This is a genomic window from Wolbachia endosymbiont (group A) of Aleiodes leptofemur (assembly GCF_964028465.1).
Taxonomy (GTDB): domain Bacteria; phylum Pseudomonadota; class Alphaproteobacteria; order Rickettsiales; family Anaplasmataceae; genus Wolbachia; species Wolbachia pipientis.
The window spans coordinates 1,107,900-1,128,653 of the sequence record NZ_OZ034782.1 but is presented as its reverse complement, the minus strand read 5'-3'; the positions used below and the strand labels follow the sequence as shown (position 1 = coordinate 1,128,653).

Sequence of the window (20,754 nt, the reverse complement as noted above, 5' to 3'; positions counted from 1 at the left end):
GAGTTTGAGTTATAGGAGTGTAGCTCAATTGGTAGAGCGCTGGTCTCCAAAACCAGAGGTTGTAGGTTCAATTCCTATCGCTCCTGCATTAATGTTGTGGTGGAAATGTTAAAAAGTTTGTGTGGTTTTTTCTGTGATATAAAGCAAGAAATACGAAGAATTGCTTGGGTAAAGAAACAGGAGGTGTTGTCATCTCTATTTGTTGTAATGATTGTTATATTATGCTTTTCGATTTTCTTCTGTTTTGTGGATTTTATGTCTCTTTACGTAATTAAGGCTTTATTTGGAATTATTTATGGAATGTGAATATAAATGGTATATCATTAAAGTTGATTATGGATATGAGCAAAACATACGCGAATTGGTAAGTAATGCTGTTTATTTTAAGGAAGTGTTTATTCCTTATCAAACGGTATGTAATTCAAAGTCTGATATAAAAGAATTATGTGAAGTGTATGTATATATGCATCTGTGTGATGAAAGCAAAAATATTTTGAATCAAACGCCTGGATTCTGCAGTGGCGAATCTGGTGATTTTGAGATGATTTCAGATGATGAGATAAGTTTAAAGTGTAAAGAATTTAATAGATATAAATGGTATATCTTGAGAGTTGCTTCCAATTGTGAAGAGAAAGTGCGCCAACATATATTGGAAAATTCTATGAGATTGGGTGTTAATGATTACTTTAAGGAAGTTTTTATTCCATATGAAGAGCTAAGTGAAGTAGAGCTGAAATCTAAGAAAATTGCTACACGAAGGAAATGCTTTCCTGGTTATGTCTTTTTATACGTGAATTTATGCGATGAAGTATTGAATTTTATCAATAATATACCAAAATCTCTTAAGGTTTATGGATTTTTGAAAAACGGTAATATTCCAAAGGTGATTTTGGATGATGAGATTCACTCAATGTGTAATGCACTTTATAATGCTCAAGAGACAAAGAAGTTAGGTTATGGTTATGAAAAAGGTGAAAAAGTGAAAATTAATGATGGTCTTTTTCAAAATTTTACTGGTAAGGTAAATATGGTAAACGATGAGAAAAAAATTATTAATGTGGAAGTATCGATTTTAGGTAAGCCGACAATAATAGAGCTTGATCTGGCTCAAGTAGAGAAAATAGAGGATTAATTATGAGTGTTATAGTTGCTAAGATTAACTTACTTATGGAAGCTGGGAAAGCAGTTCCAGGACCGAAAATTGCTTCAGTACTTGGTCCACGTGGTATACCTGTTCCTAAGTTTTGTGAAGCTTTTAATAAAGTTACTAGTGCTGCTAACGCTAATTATAAAGTAGGCGATTTAGTAACAGTGCGAATTTCCATAAAGGATGATCGCTCTCATGATTTTACTGTCAGCGGTCCGCCTGTGGCTTATTTACTTAAGCAGGAGGCTAAATTAAGTAAAAGTTCTGGTAATCCTGGTAAAGAATTAGTGGCTAAATTACCTATGTCTGCTATAATTAAAGTAGCAAAGTGCAAGATGGTTGATATGAAAGTGGATAATGAAGATTCAGCAGTGAAAATGGTTGTAGGCACTGCAAAATCTATGGGTATAGAAGTTGTGGAAGGTTAGGTAAATGAATACATATAATGATAATCCTAAGCAGTGTTTGAAGAAGATTGTTGAGTCTGCTTCAGCAAAATTTAATGAATCAGTTGATATTGCGGTCAATTTAGGCGTAGATTCACGTAAATCTGAAGAGCAGGTGCGTGGTACAGTAGTTTTGCCTAAAGGTATCGGGAAGAATATTAAAGTAGCTGTTTTCGCTCAAGATAAACATTTATTAGAAGCTGAAAAAGCTGGTGCTGATATTGCAGGAGGAGAGGATTTAGTTGAAGAAATAAAAAAAGGTAGAAAGTTAGATGTTGATTGGTGCATTACTACTCCTGATTTTATGGCAAAAATCACTCCTATTGCAAAAGTATTGGGTGCTAAAGGGCTGATGCCTAACCCTAAATTTGGTACTGTGACTTCTAACATTGCAGAAGCTATTAAAACCATTAAGTCTGGTCAGGTAAAATTTAGAACAGATAAAAATGGTGTTATTCATGGTAAATTAGGAAATATTAAATTTGATATTGATGACTTGCTAGAAAATTTAAAAGCCTTTCTTAAAGTAATTAAAGATAATAAACCTATTTCTGCGAAAGGAATTTACTTTAAGGGTGTTTTTTTAAATTCAACTATGGGTAAAGCTTATAAGATAGGCAAAGTGGAAGATATAATTTAAGGGAGTGATACCGTGAAGCGTAAAGATAAGGATGAATTTATACAGAGCACAATAAACGTATTTGTAAATAATGATTTCTTGATATTAGTAAATTTTAAATCTATAAATGCTAATGATTCATTAACTCTGAGGAATAGTCTGAAGTCTATAGCAGGTGGGGTATTAGTAGTTAAAAACACTCTAGCGCGCTTGGCTTTGGAAAGGACTGGTAAATTCTCTTATTTATCAGGCAAATTTTCCGGTCCTGTTGCTATTATATACTCTAGTGGCATAGTAGAAGCTGCAAAATTAATAGTTGATTTTACTAATGCTAACAAAGAAAAAATGTCTGTGATTTGCGCAGCTCATTTAAATGAATTGTTAACAGTGGAAGATGTTAATAAACTGGCTAAGTTGCCTTCTCTGGATGAATTGCGTGTTAAAATTATGCGTTTAATATCTTATGATATTCCTGCTCGGTTAGCGTTGTCTATTAATTCATCTTCTATGAGGCTTATGAGAGTTTTGGATTATTATAGTTCTAAAAAATAAATTTGTTGTTAAGTAAGGTGGTAATTATGAGTAATGTAACAAGTGATTTGGTTGATAAAATATTATCTTTAAACCTATTAGAGGCTTCTGAACTTGTAAAAGTTTTAGAAGAGAAAATAGGGTTGCCTGCTGGTTCTTTTCTTGGTGGAGCTGTTGGTGCTGGGGCGCCTATTGGTGATAATGCTGCTGCTCCTGCTGCTCAAGAAAAGGCTGAGTATAAAGTTGTGATTAAAGAAATTGATGCGAGTAAAAAAATAGGAGTTATTAAAGCTGTGAGAGAGGTTAATTCTACATTGGGTTTAAAAGAAGCAAAAGAGTTGGTTGAATCTTTACCTAAAGATTTGACTGCTAATGTTCCTAAAGACGAAGCAGAAAAAATCAAGCAAAAACTTATTGAAGCAGGAGCAACTAAAGTGGAGCTTGAATAATATTTAATGTATTAATTTTATATTGATATAGCTCTTTTAATTAGTTTGGGGTATTTTAATGGTTGATTCTTCTTATATGTACGCTTCTGGTGCTTTTGTTCCTAGAGTTTCTTATTCTAGGTCGATTGATTTAAAAGATTCTTTATTGGATTTGGTTAAGGTTCAAAAAGAATCATATGATTCTTTTACTCCTAAGAATAAGGGTAATGAAAGACTTGAAGTTATCTTTCATACAATCTTTCCAATAAATGATCCTTTGCGTAGGGCTACTATTGAGTTTATAAGTTGTAGGGTAGATGATCCTAAGTATGATGAATCTGAGTGTATAAAGCGTGGCGTAACTTTTTCTGCTCAGGTTATTGCTTCTATACGTCTTGTTGTTATGCAGGATGGTATTTCTCTTGATGAATATAAATCGATTAAAGAGAGTGGAGATCATTCTAAACTTGCAACCGTTGTAAAATCTATAGAAGAGCAGAAAGTCCACTTTTGTGGGTTGCCTATGATGACTGATAAGGGCACTTTCATCATTAATGGTGTGGAAAAAGTTATCGTCTCACAAATGCATAGGTCTCCTGGTGTATTTTTTGATAGCGATAAGGGAAAAACTTACAATTCTGGTAAATTGATCTATTCTGCTAGAATTATTCCTTATAGGGGTTCTTGGCTTGATATTGAATTTGATGTTAAAGACCATTTGTATTTTCGTGTTGATAGAAAAAGAAAATTGCCAATTTCAGTTTTATTAAAGGCGTTGGGTCTATCAAATAATGATATACTCGATAGATTTTATGAGAAAATAAAGTATGTAAAACATAAAGATGGTTGGAAAGTGCCTTTTGTTCCTGATAAATTTAAAGGAGTGAGGCTGCCTTTCGACTTAATGGATATTGAAGGTAATGTGCTGCTTAAAGCTAACGTTCGTATTACCTCAAGACTAGCTAAAAAGCTATATGATAATGAATTGAAAGAGTATCTGGTTCCTTTTAATTCTATATGTGGTTTATTCCTCGCAGAAGATTTAATGGATAGTGCTAGCTCTACGAAAATTTTATCTGCTGGTGAATCTATAAAGCTGGAAGACATAAAGAAGCTTGAGTTATTATCTGTAGATGAAATATCAGTGTTGAACATAGATAATTTGTTTGTTGGACCTTATATATTAAATACGCTTTTCTTAGATGAAAACATGTCTTATCAGGATGCACTATATGAAATATATAGAGTTTTGCGTCCTGGTGAAGTTCCTGTTTTAGAGATAGTAGAAGAGTTTTTCCGTAATCTTTTCTTCAGTCCGGAATATTATGATTTGTCTAACATTGGTAGGTTGAAGCTTAACTCTTACCTTGGATTAAATTATGATGAGGATTTAACTGTTTTAACGCATGAAGATATTATTGAAATTGTGAAAAAAATAGTATTGTTACGTGACGGTCAAGGATCTGTAGATGATATTGATCATTTAGGAAACAGAAGAGTAAGATCAGTTGGAGAGTTTATAGAAAATCAATTTAGAACTGGGTTGTTGAAATTGGAACGCGCAATAGTTGATTATATGTCCACTTCTAGTTTAGATAAAGTTTCTCCATCTGATTTTATTAATCCAAAAGTGTTAACTAATGTCTTAAGAGATTTCTTCAATTCTTCTCAATTATCTCAATTTATGGATCAGACTAATCCGTTATCTGAAATAACACATAAAAGAAGGTTATCCGCGTTAGGTCCTGGCGGTTTAACAAGAGAACGGGCAGGATTTGAGGTGCGTGATGTTCATCCAACTCATTATGGAAGAATTTGCCCTATTGAGACTCCTGAAGGGCAAAATATAGGGTTAATCAACAGCTTAGCTATATACGCGCGTATTAATAAATATGGTTTCATTGAAAGCCCTTATAGAAAAGTAGTCAATAGGGTTGTTACTGATCAAATTGAGTATCTTTCTGCTATAGACGAAGGCTCACATCATATAGCTGACACTAGCGTAAAGCTTGATGAAAATAATTGCTTTGTTGATGACATGCTATACTGTAGATATGCTGGTAGCTTCGTCATGGTAAGTAGCGACCAAGTTAGTTACATTGACGTATCTCCTAAGCAGGTAATATCAGTTGCAGCTTCCTTGATTCCATTTTTAGAAAATGATGATGCTAATAGAGCATTAATGGGCTCAAATATGCAACGTCAGGCCGTACCTTTATTGAAGCCTACCGCTCCTCTGGTTGCTACTGGTATGGAGTCTTTTGTAGCTTCTGGCTCTGGTGCTGTAGTTTTAGCAAAACGCGATGGCATAGTTGATAGTTCTGATAGTAACTCTATAGTTATACGTGCTTTTGATAAAGAAAGGGTTAACTACTTGGACGTAGATATTTATCATCTAAGGAAATTTCAGCGTTCTAACCATAATACTTGTATTAATCAAAGACCGCTAGTGTGCGTAGGTGATTATGTTAAAAAGGGTGATGTAATAGCTGATGGTCCTGCAATTAACAGTGGTGAGTTGGCGCTTGGTAAAAATTTGCTAGTCGCTTTTATGTCTTGGCAAGGTTATAATTTTGAAGACTCTATTATTATTTCTAGTGAAGTTGTTAAAAAAGATCTCTTTACTTCTATTCATATAGAAGAATTTGACTGTGTTGTACATGATACCCCTTTAGGATCAGAAAAAATAACTCGTGCTATACCTGGTGTTAATGAAGAAAATCTATATCACTTGGATGATAGTGGTATAGTGAAAATTGGTACAAGAGTTGGTCCAGGCTATATTCTGGTAGGTAAAGTTACACCTAAACCTTCTCTTTCATTGCCTCCTGAAACGAAGTTATTAATGACAATTTTTGGTGAAAAGTCATTCGATTGTGCGGATTCCTCTTTATATACATCTCCAGATGTTGAAGGGACAGTAATTGATGTACAAGTCTTTACACGCAGGGGGGTTGAAGAAAATGAAAGGGCATTACTCATCAAACAAAAAGAGATAAATGACTTTGAGGAAGAGCGAGATTATATAATCAATGTTACTAGTGAATATTTCTATGATGAACTGAAGAAACTTCTTATTAATTCTGGTTCTCAAGATCGAGAAAAATTTGACTCTATTGAACGTGAGCAATGGTGGGGTATAGGATTAAAAAACCAATCCATTTCTGAGCAAGTTAAGAGCTTAAAAAAAGATTTTGATGAAAAAGTATCACATGCAATAGCACAGTTTAAGCGAAAAGTAGAAAAATTACATGAAGGTTATGACCTGCCTCAAGGTGTGTCGATGTCAGTAAAAGTTTTCATTGCTGTGAAACATAGTCTGCAACCAGGGGATAAAATGGCTGGTAGACATGGAAATAAAGGTGTGATTTCTCGAGTTGTGCCAGTGGAAGATATGCCTTATTTTGAAGATGGTACTCCTGTTGATATTATTCTTAACCCTCTTGGTGTTCCTTCACGAATGAATGTAGGGCAAATACTGGAAACGCATGTAGGTTGGGCTTGTAGAAAATTAGGGGAAAAGGTAAGTAATATTCTCGATGAGATCAATAAGATCAAAAGTGCTTTTTGCAAGGGAATTAGGTCCCTTAACGATGATAATTTTACACAATTTGCAGTAGCATACCTTGATAATAAAAAAATTGAAAATATTGATGATGATGAAATAACGGCTTCTGTTTTAAATACACCTAATAAGAATGCACTAAATGACGAGTTGAATGAGTTAGTAGAGAACTATTTGAACTCTTGTAAAAGTTCATACAGCAATTTACGTAACTTCCTGATTGAGGTTTATAGCTATGGCAGTAACGTATCTATCTGTAATGATATTCGTAATATTAGTGATAATAATCTCATTGAATTTGCACGCAAATTACGTGATGGCGTTCCTGTTGCTGCACCTGTATTTGAGGGTCCAAAAGATGAACAAATAGCAAAATTATTTGAACTTGCTGGTTTAGATAACTCTGGACAAGCTGTATTATATGACGGTTGCAGTGGTGAAAAATTCGACCGCAAGGTTACAGTTGGTTACATGTACATGCTTAAGTTGCACCACTTGGTTGATGGTAAAATTCATGCGCGTTCAGTAGGGCCTTATAGTTTGGTTACTCAACAACCTCTTGGAGGAAAATCTCATTTTGGTGGTCAGCGTTTTGGTGAAATGGAATGTTGGGCATTACAAGCCTATGGTGCTGCTTATACTTTGCAGGAAATGTTAACTGTGAAGTCTGATGATATTAATGGTAGAGTTAAGATTTATGAATCGATAATAAAAGGTGACAGTAATTTTGAATGTGGAATTCCTGAATCCTTTAATGTGATGATAAAAGAACTACGTTCTTTATGTTTAAATGTAGATTTAAAGCAAAATGATGTAGTGATTGAAGATATATCTCACACTAACATTGCACAACCTTTTAATGAGGTTAGCATATCGATTGCTAGCCCTGAAAGTATTAAGCGTATATCTTGTGGTGAGATAGAAGATGTTTCAACTGCAAATTATCGTACGTTCAAAGTTGAGAAAGGTGGATTATTTTGCCCTAAGGTTTTTGGCCCTGTCAATGACGATGAATGTTTATGTGGAAAATACAAAAAAAGAAGACACAGAGGTCGCATATGCGAAAAATGCGGAGTAGAAGTTACATCTTCTAAAGTAAGAAGAGAAAGGATGGGTCATATAGAGCTTGCATCTCCTGTTGCTCATATATGGTTTTTGAAATCGCTTCCTTCAAGAATTGGAGCATTATTGGATATGTCTCTCAGAGATATTGAGAATATTTTATATAGCGATAATTATATCGTAATAGATCCTCTTGTTTCGCCTTTTGAAAAAGGTGAGATTATTAGTGAAAAAGCTTATAATGAAGCTAAAGATAGCTATGGGATCGATAGTTTTGTAGCTATGCAAGGTGTTGAAGCTATAAGAGAGTTGCTAACGCGCCTTGATTTACATGAAATTAGGAAGGATTTAAGACTAGAATTAGAATCTGTTGCTTCTGAGATAAGAAGAAAGAAAATTATAAAGAGATTGCGTATTGTTGAAAACTTCATTAAATCTGGAAATAGGCCTGAGTGGATGATACTTACAACTATACCTATTTTACCACCTGATTTGCGTCCTTTGGTATCGCTTGAGAGTGGTCGTCCTGCAGTTTCTGATCTGAATCATCATTATAGGACTATTATTAATAGAAATAACAGGTTGAGGAAATTGTTGAGCTTAAATCCTCCTGAGATTATGATTCGTAATGAAAAAAGGATGTTACAAGAAGCAGTTGATTCTCTTTTTGATAATAGTCGTCGTAATACTTTGGTAAATAAAGCTGGTGCTGTTGGATATAAAAAGTCCATTAGTGATATGTTAAAAGGAAAACAGGGTCGTTTTCGCCAGAACCTCTTAGGAAAAAGGGTAGACTACTCTGGACGTTCTGTAATAGTTGTTGGTCCAACTTTGAAACTAAATCAGTGTGGATTACCAAAAAGAATGGCTCTTGAACTATTCAAACCTTTTGTTTACTCAAAGCTTAAGATGTATGGTATGGCTCCAACTATTAAGTTTGCTAGTAAGTTGATAAGAGCAGAAAAACCAGAAGTTTGGGATATGCTTGAAGAGGTAATAAAAGAGCATCCTGTTTTGTTGAATAGAGCGCCTACGCTACATAGACTTGGTATTCAGGCTTTTGAGCCAATCCTTATTGAAGGCAAAGCAATACAGCTTCATCCGCTTGTCTGTACGGCGTTTAATGCTGATTTTGATGGTGATCAAATGGCAGTGCATGTGCCAATTTCATTGGAAGCTCAGCTTGAAGCTAGGGTGTTGATGATGTCCACTAATAACGTTTTAAGTCCTTCTAATGGCAGACCGATTATAGTTCCTAGTAAAGATATAGTACTTGGTATATATTATCTGACTTTACAAGAACCTAAGGAAGATAATTTACCATCTTTTGGTGCTTTTTGTGAAGTTGAGCATTCCTTGAGTGATGGTACTTTACATATTCATTCTAGTATAAAGTATAGGATGGAGTATATTAATAGCAGCGGTGAAACTCACTATAAAACTGTTTGTACAACTCCTGGCCGTTTAATATTATGGCAAATTTTTCCTAAGCATGAGAATCTAGGCTTCGATCTAATAAATCAGATATTAACAGTCAAGGAAATAACTGGTATAGTTGATTTGGTATATCGTAACTGTGGTCAAAGTGCTACAGTGGCATTTTCTGATAAATTAATGGTACTTGGCTTTGAGTATGCCACATTTTCTGGTGTCTCTTTTGGTCGTTGTGATATGGTTATACCTGAAACTAAAGCTACACATGTTGATCACGCGAGGGGTGAAATTAAGAAATTCTCTATGCAATATCAAGATGGGCTAATAACTAGAAGTGAGAGGTATAACAAGGTTATAGATGAATGGTCTAAGTGTACGGATATGATAGCTAATGATATGTTAAAAGCAATATCTATATATGATGGAAATAGTAAGTACAACTCAGTGTATATGATGGTTAACTCTGGTGCAAGGGGTTCTACTTCACAGATGAAACAGCTAGCAGGAATGCGAGGGCTCATGACCAAACCTTCTGGTGAGATTATAGAAACACCTATAATTTCTAATTTCCGTGAAGGATTGAACGTATTTGAATACTTTAATTCTACTCACGGTGCGCGTAAAGGTTTAGCTGACACTGCACTTAAAACTGCAAACTCTGGATACTTAACTCGTCGTTTAGTTGATGTATCTCAAAATTGCATAGTTACAAAGCATGACTGTAAAACAAAAAATGGTCTTGTTGTGAGAGCTACAGTTGAAGGAAGTACTATAGTTGCATCTCTAGAGAGTGTTGTGCTGGGTAGAACAGCTGCAAATGATATATATAACCCAGTGACAAAAGAATTATTAGTAAAAGCAGGGGAATTAATTGATGAGGATAAAGTAAAGCAAATCAGCATTGCAGGTCTTGATGTTGTAAAAATTAGATCGCCTTTAACTTGTGAAATAAGTCCTGGTGTATGTTCTTTATGTTATGGAAGAGACCTTGCAACTGGTAAAATTGTTTCAATAGGTGAAGCAGTTGGTGTTATAGCTGCTCAATCTGTTGGAGAGCCAGGTACTCAGTTAACGATGCGTACTTTTCATATAGGTGGAGTAATGACTAGAGGCGTTGAATCCTCGAATATTATAGCTTCTATTAATGCTAAAATAAAGTTAAACAATAGTAATATAATTATAGATAGAAACGGAAATAAAATTGTGATAAGCCGTTCCTGTGAAGTCGTGTTGATTGATAGCCTTGGTAGTGAGAAGTTGAAGCACAGTGTACCTTACGGCGCTAAGCTTTATGTAGATGAGAGTGGGTCAGTAAAAATTGGCGATAAAGTTGCGGAATGGGATCCTTATACATTGCCTATTATCACGGAGAAGACTGGTACAGTGTCTTATCAGGACTTAAAAGATGGAATTTCGATCACTGAAGTGATGGATGAATCTACAGGAATATCAAGCAAAGTAGTAAAAGACTGGAAATTGCATTCTGGTGGAGCTAATTTACGTCCTCGTATTGTGCTGCTTGACGATAATGGTAAAGTAATGACACTCGCAAGTGGCGTTGAAGCATGTTATTTTATACCAATCGGTGCAGTGCTCAATGTACAAGATGGCCAGAAGGTTCATGCAGGTGATGTTATTACAAGAACACCAAGAGAGTCAGTTAAAACTCGTGATATTACTGGTGGTTTACCGAGGGTTATAGAGTTATTTGAAGCACGTCGTCCTAAAGAGCATGCTATTGTTAGTGAGATAGATGGCTATGTAGCGTTTTCTGAAAAAGACCGTAGAGGAAAACGCAGTATGTTAATTAAACCTGTAGATGAACAAATTTCTCCAGTTGAATATTTGGTATCAAGAAGTAAGCATGTAATAGTCAATGAAGGTGATTTTGTACGTAAAGGTGATCTATTGATGGATGGTGACCCTGATCTCCATGATATTTTACGTGTGCTTGGGTTAGAAGCTTTAGCGCACTATATGATTTCTGAAATACAGCAAGTTTATAGATTGCAGGGTGTTCGTATAGACAATAAGCATTTAGAGGTGATCTTAAAACAAATGCTACAAAAAGTGGAAATTACTGATCCTGGTGATACTATGTACTTGGTTGGCGAAAGCATTGACAAGCTGGAAGTTGATAGGGAAAATGATGCTATGAGTAACTCTGGCAAACGGCCTACTCATTATCTTCCTATTCTGCAGGGGATTACTAGGGCAAGTCTTGAAACTAGCTCCTTTATTTCTGCTGCCTCTTTCCAAGAGACAACAAAAGTACTTACAGAAGCAGCATTCTGCGGGAAGAGTGATCCTTTAAGTGGATTAAAAGAAAATGTTATAGTAGGAAGATTAATTCCTGCTGGTACAGGTTTGATTATGAATAAGATCAGAGCACTTTCACTTTGTGATAATGTGGATAAATATGAAAAATATTTTGATATTGAAACTTATGACGAGGAATGGTTGATGGATAATGGTTGTCATTTACACTCTGGTGAGGAAGAGAGCGTAGTGGCATACGATCAGTCGAATTGAGTACAGCTAGTGTGTCTCTTGACCAAAAAAGCCAATAATATTTTCTTTCACTTCTGTGCTATCTGTCATGTTATTTACTCTCACACGAAATTCAGATGAGCCTTGAAGCCCGCTACTGTACCAACCTATGTGTTTGCGGGCCATCTTTATTCCTGTGTCATTTCCATAGTACTCAAGAATATTGTCGTAATGCTCGAGTATGATGCTTAATCTCTCTGAAGCTGTTGGCTCAGAAGTTTCACTTCCACTGAGAAAGTTCATTGCTTGATTAATCAGCCAAGGTTTACCGTAGGCACCACGACCTATCATCACTCCGTCTGCTCCAGATTCTTTGAGAGCATTCTGAATATCATTTAAATTTTTAATATCGCCATTTACTATAACTGGAATTTTCACTTGCTCTTTAACATTTCTAACGAATTTCCAATCTGCTTGACCATTATAAAGCTGCGCTCTTGTTCTTCCATGCACAGTGATCATTTTTGCTCCTAAGTCTTCGGCAATTTTCGCAAGTCTCGGGGCATTGCGATTTTCATCGTTCCATCCAGTGCGCATTTTCACCGTAACTGGCATATTCACTGCTTTGACCACAGCTTCAATTATCTCAGCGGCTTTTTTCTCATCACGCATTAGCGCTGATCCTGCATAACCGTTTACAACTTTTTTAACAGGGCAACCAAAGTTTATGTCTATAATTTTTGCTCCCATGTCCTCGTTTAATTTTGCAGCCTCCGCCATAACATCTGGCTCACACCCAGCAAGCTGCACAGCAGTTAATGCATCGACTTTTGCTTTTTGCAAACTCTGGCGAGTTTGCATAATCATAGCTCTGCTTGCGATCATCTCTGAAACTAACAAACTTGCACCAAGTTTCTTCACAATACTTCTAAACGGATAATCAGTCACTCCAGACATTGGAGCTAAAATAACTGGAGAATCAATTGTCAAATTTCCTATTTGGAGGGGCATAAGGTCAATGGTAATTTTTCATTGATTACATAATGCAACACAAACTTGCATTCTCCCTTGAAATAGAAGACTGAGATGTTTTCGTCCTTGGCGGACGCTTACGATTTCTTAGATCTTCCTTACATTTCTCATCTTCCATAAGCGCTCTTGTAAATTCTTCTCTTTTCTCATTCAAATCAAATTTATATTCTGATAACTTTTTGTCAATTTCGTCAAATGATTTGTCTTCGTTAAGCATTTGTGTAATTTTATGAGCATTTTCTAACGCAAATATTCCACAGTTATACCCGTCACTTTGCTGCTTAGTTGGGGAAATTCTTATGTCTAATACCCATTCCTCTTTTTGCAGTTCTCTTTTAACAATATTTAGCACATTATCTGGCAATTGATTACCAAATGAGTCACAGTAATAAGCTCTAAATTTTTTATCACCTGCATCAGGTTTAATAACCAAAGTTACCCAATGATTGTTGTTAATATGAAGAACCGAAGTAAATATCAATTTAGAATTTTGTTTTAATTCACCTCTATAATTCTGAAGAAATTCTTTTGTGAGTTCGTCCCAACCATTAGAATAGCTAGGAGCAAGAAAATAGACATTATTATTACTATGTTCACTTTGTGAGTACCCATACACAACTCTTGCAATATGTGTAATGTCATCATCACATAACCAGTAAGCATAATTTCCTCTGTTTGTCTGATGCACAAGAGTGTCCAAATTTTCATGAAACTCTTTACCACCCAAACCACTATCTTTTGAAGCAATAGAACTTCTGCGACTACTGTTCTCTGAAACAGTTTACCCATCTTCATTATCTGGTCCAGGAAAAATACCACTATCCTCATCTGGAGTTTTTTGCTCACCTTGACTTGCTCTTTTTCCATTAATATAACCCTTCGCTAAGTAAAATAAAGGTTCAACAACCATTTTGTATGCTACTGTAAGAATTGTTCCCATTAAAACCCAAACTACGGGGTTAGAGATGAGCATAGCAAGTGGAAAGGTCAATAGAGGGGACCCTATTACCGCCCCTAAACAGCCAGCAGCGAATGTGGCTGCTAGGCATACACAAGTAGCGTAGATAACGAATTCCTCACCAGCAAAGTAAGTGCTCTCTTTCTGATTATTTTTTGTAATGCCCAACATACTACACCCTATGAACGCTAAGTTAATTAAATTTAAACAAATTCTAACAAAAAAATCAACCATAATAATTTTAGTAGTATGAGAATATATTGAATATTAAGAGCTTTTGGAGTACAGTAACAATGTTAGTAATAGCACAATATATGCACGATATAGAATATATACGCAAAAACCCTGAAGGATTTGAAAAGGCAATGAAAAGCAGGGGAATTAGAGAATCTACTGCGGAAGAGATATTAGAAATCGATCACGAGAAAAGATCATTAACCACTAAACTGCAGGATTTGAATAGGCAGCGCAATGAAATCACAGAGGAAATAAAAAAGCTTAAAATGAGCAAGAGCCCCTGTGAAGAGCAAATAGAGTTGTCAAAAAGCATCACAAATGAGATAGAGGCAATCAGCTTAAAAGAACAAGCAGAAAAGGATAAGTTAGTGAATGTTTTATCTAACTTGCCGAATATTCCTGCGCAAGATGTGCCAATAGGCGCAGATGAGAACTCTAATTTAGAGGTGAGAAGATATGGAGGAAAAAGACAGTTTGATTTTGTACCAGAATCTCATTATGAACTCGGAGAAAAATTAGGTTTAATGGACTTCGAACAAGCGGCGAGAATTTCCGGATCAAGATTTACGATATTAAAAGGACAGTTAGCTAAGCTTGGACGAGCGCTAATAAATTGTATGCTTGAAATGCATGTTAATGAATTTGGCTATACTGAGGTGTACCACCCGGCTTTGGTGAAAAACGAAGCTATGTATAATGTTGGTCAGCTACCGAAATTTTCTGACGATTCGTATTTAACTACCGACGAATTGAGGTTGATTCCCACAAGTGAAGTGTTTTTAACAAATTTAGTTGCTGACAAAATAATGGAAGAAAAAGAACTGCCTATTCGCTTTACTGCATATTCGGAGTGCTTTCGTAAAGAAGCAGGTAGTGCAGGTCGCGATACCAGGGGCATGATAAGGCAACACCAATTTGGTAAAGTGGAGTTGGTAAGCATCACAACTGAAGACCAATCAAATGATGAGCTTGAGCGTATGACGAGTGTTGCTGAAGAGATATTAAAAAAATTAGAATTGCCATACAGAGTAATGCTGCTTTGCAGTGGCGATATGGGTTTTGCTGCACAAAGGACTTATGACATAGAGGTATGGTTACCTGGGCAAAATAAATATAGAGAAATATCAAGCTGCTCAAATTGTGGTGCATTTCAAGCAAGAAGGATGAACGCTAAATACTCTTCAGAAACTGATAAAAAGATGAAAAAATATATTCACACTTTAAACGGCTCAGCTTTAGCTATAGGAAGAACGATTATTGCCATAATGGAGAATTATCAAAATTCTGACGGGTCGATTGCAATACCAAACGTGTTGCAAAAATACATGAGTAATGATACTGTTATAAGCAAATAATAATTTTGACATATAGAAAAGCGAGGAAATAAAGATGAAGGTTCTGGTTATAGGTTCTGGTGGGCGTGAGCACGCTCTACTTTGGGCTCTAAAAAAATCTCCTATCTTGACTGAGTTATATGTAACTCCTGGTCGCGAGGCCATGGAAAATTTGGGAGTTCTTGTGGATGTAAATATTCAAAATTCAGTGGATGTTACACAATTTTGCAAGAGAGAAAATATAGAGTTGGTTGTTATTGGTCCAGAACAACCAATAATTGATGGGCTTGCTGATGATTTAGTTGCAGAGGGAATAAATGTTTTTGCTCCAAGTCAAGCAACTGCAAAACTTGAGGGATCGAAGTCTTTCACCAAGGGACTATGTAAACGATATGGTATACCAACTGCCAAGTACGAGTGTTTTGTTGATGAAGGGTTAGCTAAAGATTTTGTACGTAGCAATAAAATAAAGTTTCCACTTGTAGTGAAAGCAAATGGAATTGCAGCAGGAAAAGGGGTGGTTATATGTAATACAGAAAGCGAAGCTTTTTCAGCAATAAATTCAATGCTAGTGGAGAAAAAATTTGGTGAATCAGGTCAAGAAATAATCATAGAAGAGTTTTTAGTTGGAGAAGAAGTAAGTTTTTTTGCTCTTATTGATGGGTTGAAAGTAGTAACTCTTGGGTGTGCAAAAGATTATAAGAGAGTTGATGAAAGTAATGAAAGCCAAAATACTGGAGGTATGGGGTCGTACTCATCACCTTCAATTATAAGTAAGGACATGGAGCAAAAAATTATCCAAAAAATAATATACCCTACAGCTCAAGCATTGGTTAACATGGGTACGTCTTATAAAGGAGTACTCTTTGCTGGTTTAATGATTTGCAAAGATAGCCCAAAACTTCTCGAGTATAACGTTAGATTCGGTGATCCAGAAACGCAATCTATATTACCTAGATTTGATTCAAATTGCGATTTGTTAAAATTGATGTTGTCAGTTGCAGAAGGAAAGTTAAATGTCAAAATGGTGGAACTTAACAACAAATCTACAGTTTGTGTAGTTGTTGCAAGTAAAGGCTATCCGGGTGATTATCAAAAGGGAGAAGTAATTAAAGGATTAGATAAGATTGAAAGCATTCCTGGTGTGTTGGTGTTTCATGCTGGTACTAAATTCGATGAAAGTGGTAACTTAGTTTCCGATGGCGGAAGAGTGCTAAATATAGTAGCAGAAGGGAGCACTATAGAGGAAGCCAAAAGTAAGGTGTACTCAGCATTAAATTTTTTAGAATGGCCAGGGGGCTTCTTCAGATACGATATCGGTAGTTAATGTTAGCTGTCGGTTAGCAGGTGGTTCACAGAAACGAAAAACTTCCTTGACAAACTCCGCCAGCCCCCTTATCATGAAACTGAAGCTATTGTATTTGCTTTCGCCAATCTGCAGATTAAAAGGTAAGGATTACTTAATGTATCGGCGTCTTATGTTCAATTTTTTGCAGTATATAGATACTGTATGTCTTTACAAAACTTCATCTACATCTAGATTTTTATCTAAATAAGCTGAACGCGCTTATAAAGCGTTACAAGACATCAAAAAATGCCAATACTCGACAGAGATAGTAAAAGACTAGCTAACTCGGGGATTCTTTGTCTTTTTTTCTGCTTAGTAAATTTCTTAAACATTTGCAGCATAGGTTAGTTGCAATTAAAAGCAGCTAAATCTTGCTTGTCAAGCGTTTAAAACATAAAAAACGCCAATATTTTAAAGCAGATAATAACCCCAGGGCTTCTTTTGCCTTTTTTTTCATTTGGTAAATTTCTTAAATATTTATGGCTAAACGACAATCGTCATCCCGCAGCGGGATCTAGAGATACCGCGGCGGTATGACGTAGGGAAACCTTTCTTGGGTTAGCTATAAAACTAATCAGCATCTTGTTTAGCACATATAAATTAAGTTTCACAAATATAGTGCTAAACCTTGAAAATATGTTATAGCTACTTCTTCCAATTTAGTGGTGGGTTTTGACAGTACACATGTTATTTTACTAGCTACCAACTCAAGTGTCACAGAAGTTGCAATCATTTTAAATGTCACAGAAGTTGCAATCACTGCATTTATATTCTGTACTTTAACATTTACTCTACTTTCTATTAGAGGCTTTACCCCCCTTACATCATTACGTACAGCAGTATGATTTATTTCATTTTCAATTCCACTACTATGCTGCAACAAGATATCCCCATTAACTTTTATTTCAACATTTTTGTCACTACTACCATTGTTAAAATTTAATCCCTCATCTCTTCTACTTTGTCTTTTTTCTTTTAATTTTAATTCAGTTTCTCTTTTATCAAGGGTAGGAAATGGGATGTGAGTTTTTTCCTGACCATCTTGATTTATAGCTCTTGTTGTATTAAAAGCTTCGTTGCTTTTACATGATATTGTATAAGTAAGTGGTGTGTAGATTTTTTCTTCACTATCTGGATATTTTATAGTTATTGTTGCATTAAGAATGTCTTTCAGAATATCATTTTCTCTAGCTATGTCTAAAATTTTTTGAATAACTTTGCGATCATGTAATGCGGCAAGTAACTTATCAGTTACTTTTTGATTATTTTTATGTTTTATGGTTATTGTTGTGTTAAGAATGTCTTTCAGAATACCGTTTTCTTTAGCTACTCTTAACATTTTCTCAACAGCTATACTATCTTTACGTAGTATAGCATAAGCAAGTGGTGTGCAAGTTTCTTCCTGACCATCTGGATATTTTATAGTTGTTGTTGCGTCAAGAATGTCTTTCAGAATACCGTTTTCTTTAGCTACTCTTAACATTTTCTCAACAGCCATACTATCTTTACGTAGTATAGCATAAGCAAGTGGTGTAACAGTTATAGCCTTTCTTATAATAGTCCGAATGCGATAAGATATGTGTTTATGGCTATAGCAGGCCAGTAGCATATTACGGTCTGTTCGGATTATTGTAAAAAGAGCTATACTCTCCGACCATCTGGACATTTTATAGTTATTGTTGCGTTAAGAATATCTTTCAGAATACTGTTCTCCTTAGAGATTTTTAAAATTTCTTCAATAGCTATACTATTTTCACGCAGTATAGCATAAGCAAGTAGTGTGTAAGTTACTTCCCGGCTATCTGAATGTTTTATAGTTGTTGTTGCGTCAAGAATGTCTTTCAGAATATCGTTTTCTTTAGCTACTCTTAACATTTTCTCAACAGCCATACTATCTTTACGTAGTATAGCATAAGTAAGCGGTGCGCAAGTTTCTTCATGACCATCTGGACATTTTATAGTTGTTGTTGCATCAAGAATATCTTTCAGAATACCGTTTTCTTTAGAGATTTTTAAAATTTCTTCAATAGTTTTGCTATTTTTACATGATATAGCGTAAGTAAGCGGTGTGTAAATTTCTTTCTGACCATCTAGATATTTTATAGTTGTTGTTGCGTCAAGAATGTCTTTCAGAATATCGTTTTCTTTAGAGACTTTTAAAATTTCTTCAATAGTTTTGCTATTTTTACATGATATGGCGTAAGTAAGCGGTGTGTAAATTTCTTCTTGACCATCTAGATATTTTATAGTTGTTGTTGCGTCAAGAATATCTTTCAGAATACTGTTCTCTTCAGCTGCTACTAGAATTTCTTTAATAATTTTGCCATCCTCCCAGAACATAGCATGAGCAAGTGGTGTGTAAGTCACTTCCCGGCTATCTAAATGTTTTATAGTTATTGTTGTGTCAAGAATATCTCTCAGAATACCGTTTTCTTTAGCTACTCTTAACACTTTCTCAACAGCTATACTATCTCTACGTAGTATAACATAAGCAAGTGGTGTGTAAGTCACTTCCCGGTCTAGATATTTCATGGTTGTTGTTGTGTTAAGAATATCTTTCAGAATACTGTTCTCTTCAGCTGCTACTAGAATTTCTTTAATAGCTTTGCTATCCTTCCAGAACATAGCATAAGCAAGTGGCGCGTAAGTCACTTCCTTGTTATCTGGATATCTTATAGTTGCTGTTGTGTTAAGAATATCTTTCAGAATACCGTTCTCCTTAGAGACTTTTAAAATTTCTTCAATAGCTATACTATCTTCATATAGTATAGCATAAGCAAGTGGTGTAACAGTTGCTCTCCGACCATCTGGATATTTTATAGTTGTTGTTGCGTTAAGAATATCTTTCAGAATACCGTTTTCTTTAGAGACTTTTAAAGTTTCTTCAATAGTTTTGCTATTTTTACATAATATGGCATAAGTAAGTGGTGTGCAAGTTTCTTCCTGACCACCTGGATATTTTATAGTTGTTGTTGCGTCAAGAATGTCTTTCAGAATACCGTTTTCTTTAGCTACTCTTAACATTTTCTCAACAGCTATACTATCTTTACGTAGTATAGCATAAGCAAGTGATATAATAGTTGATTCTTTACCCCGATGTTTACTTACTTCCGTAGTAAGAATCCTTTGTTTTTCCTTTTCAGATATTTTTTCTAGTTCTTCAGCAATGCTACTTTTTTTGCCTTCTATTTTTGATGCTAATTTTAAAATACTTTTTTCATCTTTCTCTTTCAATTTCGAATCGTTTACCTGATGAGTCATTTTTTTTCTCAAGGTCTTTCTTATTAAACTAAGCATAACATTTTCTCTCTTCGTGGTTATAATATTTGCTTTTATGAATCAGTTGTGTTGATAATGTATTAATTGCATAGTTCAGACATTGTTTTATAAAGCAAAATTTTAGTAGACCACCTTACAAGAACGTTTCTTGCTAATTCTGAATCCGAAAAAAGGACGCAGTAAAGTTATTTGTAAGGGAAGAATGAAACTTGTAGCTATAGCTAAACTGACTTACGATAATTTGAAAAACCGTCATCCCGCTGCTTGTTAGCGGGATCTAGAGATACCGCGGCGGTATGACGGTTCGCAGTGGTATGACGGTTCGCGGCGGGATGACGATAAGCTCGTCATCCCGCTACATTAATATTGTATTAATAAAAACTTAATAATAATCCTTAATAATATATGAACTAACATGTTTGCAATTTCGTATGACAGAGGAAACAAAAGATGGATATGCTTCCTTATACGTTGCAATTCAGGAAGGTATAGCTCTTTTTACAATAATCCGAACAGACCGTAATATGCTACTGGCCTGCTATAGCCATAAACACATATCTTATCGCATTCGGACTATTATAAGAAAGGCTATAATATTGAAGCTGCAGAACTACTAATAAAATGTGGCACAAACGTCAATGATCATTATGAACGCAATCGTACGCCACTGCATATTGCCATCGGACGCAAACAATTAGAAATAGCAAAATTGCTGATAAAAAATGGAGCAAACGTTAATGCAAAAACTCAAAATCATGGTAAAGATGATCTAACACCAATGCACTTTGCAGTTTTTGCAAATACGCCAGAATTTATAGAATTATAGCATTTCTCATAATAGTCC

At 35.2% G+C, this 20,754-nt stretch carries 14 protein-coding genes, 1 tRNA gene and 1 pseudogene; 11 read left to right on the top strand and 5 right to left on the bottom strand.

What is annotated here, in order from left to right; translation table 11 throughout:
- The first annotated feature begins 13 nt into the window (after nt 1-13).
- The 8 genes from ABWU67_RS06040 to ABWU67_RS06005 all read left to right on the top strand — a co-directional run bounded on the left by ABWU67_RS06040 (nt 14) and on the right by ABWU67_RS06005 (nt 11,764).
- Nucleotides 14-86, top strand: a tRNA-Trp gene (locus ABWU67_RS06040).
- Between the two features lie 19 nt (nt 87-105).
- Nucleotides 106-306, top strand: coding sequence for a preprotein translocase subunit SecE (secE, locus tag ABWU67_RS06035; RefSeq protein WP_022626186.1), 201 nt, complete (start codon nt 106-108; stop codon nt 304-306).
- Nucleotides 296-1,132 carry a transcription termination/antitermination protein NusG gene (nusG, locus tag ABWU67_RS06030; RefSeq protein WP_070356705.1) on the top strand — a complete coding sequence of 279 codons (837 nt, stop codon included), beginning with the start codon at nt 296-298 and terminating at the stop codon, nt 1,130-1,132. The genes secE and nusG overlap by 11 nt, the downstream gene beginning before the upstream one ends.
- A 2-nt stretch (nt 1,133-1,134) precedes the next feature.
- Nucleotides 1,135-1,575 (top strand): 50S ribosomal protein L11, encoded by a 441-nt coding sequence (locus ABWU67_RS06025; protein WP_006279541.1) that lies wholly within the window; start codon nt 1,135-1,137, stop codon nt 1,573-1,575.
- Nucleotides 1,576-1,579: 4 nt separating this feature from the next.
- A complete protein-coding gene (gene rplA, locus ABWU67_RS06020; RefSeq protein WP_065094732.1) occupies nt 1,580-2,233 on the top strand; it encodes a 50S ribosomal protein L1 in 654 nt (217 codons plus the stop codon).
- Nucleotides 2,234-2,245: 12 nt separating this feature from the next.
- Nucleotides 2,246-2,764, top strand: coding sequence for a 50S ribosomal protein L10 (rplJ, locus tag ABWU67_RS06015; RefSeq protein ID WP_006279539.1), 519 nt, complete (start codon nt 2,246-2,248; stop codon nt 2,762-2,764).
- Between the two features lie 26 nt (nt 2,765-2,790).
- Nucleotides 2,791-3,192 carry a 50S ribosomal protein L7/L12 gene (rplL, locus tag ABWU67_RS06010; protein WP_007551887.1) on the top strand — a complete coding sequence of 134 codons (402 nt, stop codon included), beginning with the start codon at nt 2,791-2,793 and terminating at the stop codon, nt 3,190-3,192.
- A 58-nt stretch (nt 3,193-3,250) separates the two neighbouring features.
- Nucleotides 3,251-11,764: a DNA-directed RNA polymerase subunit beta/beta' gene (locus tag ABWU67_RS06005; RefSeq protein ID WP_353281934.1), complete on the top strand. Its 8,514-nt coding sequence runs from the start codon at nt 3,251-3,253 to the stop codon at nt 11,762-11,764.
- Nucleotides 11,765-11,770: 6 nt separating this feature from the next.
- Here ABWU67_RS06005 and dusB read toward each other — a convergent pair whose 3' ends face one another.
- From dusB to ABWU67_RS05990, 3 genes are read right to left on the bottom strand one after another with little or no spacing between them, the layout of a single operon-like run.
- Complete coding sequence (gene dusB, locus ABWU67_RS06000; RefSeq protein ID WP_010962313.1) at nt 11,771-12,733, bottom strand: tRNA dihydrouridine synthase DusB; 963 nt, start codon at nt 12,731-12,733, stop codon at nt 11,771-11,773.
- A 25-nt stretch (nt 12,734-12,758) separates the two neighbouring features.
- On the bottom strand, nt 12,759-13,481 hold the full coding sequence (locus ABWU67_RS05995; RefSeq protein ID WP_353281932.1) for a Ulp1 family isopeptidase: 723 nt from the start codon (nt 13,479-13,481) through the stop codon (nt 12,759-12,761).
- A gap of 54 nt (nt 13,482-13,535) precedes the next feature.
- On the bottom strand, nt 13,536-13,694 hold the full coding sequence (locus ABWU67_RS05990) for a hypothetical protein (protein WP_353281930.1): 159 nt from the start codon (nt 13,692-13,694) through the stop codon (nt 13,536-13,538).
- Nucleotides 13,695-14,026: 332 nt separating this feature from the next.
- On the opposite strand from ABWU67_RS05990, the gene serS reads away from it, so the two are divergent.
- Together serS and purD are read left to right on the top strand one after the other, a co-directional pair.
- Nucleotides 14,027-15,304 (top strand): serine--tRNA ligase, encoded by a 1,278-nt coding sequence (serS, locus tag ABWU67_RS05985; RefSeq protein ID WP_038198549.1) that lies wholly within the window; start codon nt 14,027-14,029, stop codon nt 15,302-15,304.
- Between the two features lie 34 nt (nt 15,305-15,338).
- The gene (purD, locus tag ABWU67_RS05980) at nt 15,339-16,610 is read left to right on the top strand and encodes a phosphoribosylamine--glycine ligase (RefSeq protein ID WP_353281928.1); all 1,272 of its coding nucleotides are present in this window, start codon (nt 15,339-15,341) and stop codon (nt 16,608-16,610) included.
- A 628-nt stretch (nt 16,611-17,238) separates the two neighbouring features.
- Here the strand turns inward: purD and ABWU67_RS05975 are convergent.
- On the bottom strand, nt 17,239-18,240 hold the full coding sequence (locus tag ABWU67_RS05975) for a hypothetical protein (RefSeq protein ID WP_353281926.1): 1,002 nt from the start codon (nt 18,238-18,240) through the stop codon (nt 17,239-17,241).
- Nucleotides 18,241-18,272: 32 nt separating this feature from the next.
- The gene (locus ABWU67_RS05970; RefSeq protein WP_353281925.1) at nt 18,273-19,928 is read right to left on the bottom strand and encodes a hypothetical protein; all 1,656 of its coding nucleotides are present in this window, start codon (nt 19,926-19,928) and stop codon (nt 18,273-18,275) included.
- A gap of 577 nt (nt 19,929-20,505) precedes the next feature.
- Here ABWU67_RS05970 and ABWU67_RS05965 point away from each other — a divergent pair.
- Nucleotides 20,506-20,733, top strand: a pseudogene (locus ABWU67_RS05965) (ankyrin repeat domain-containing protein); the annotation flags it as partial.
- Between the last annotated feature and the right edge of the window lie 21 nt (nt 20,734-20,754).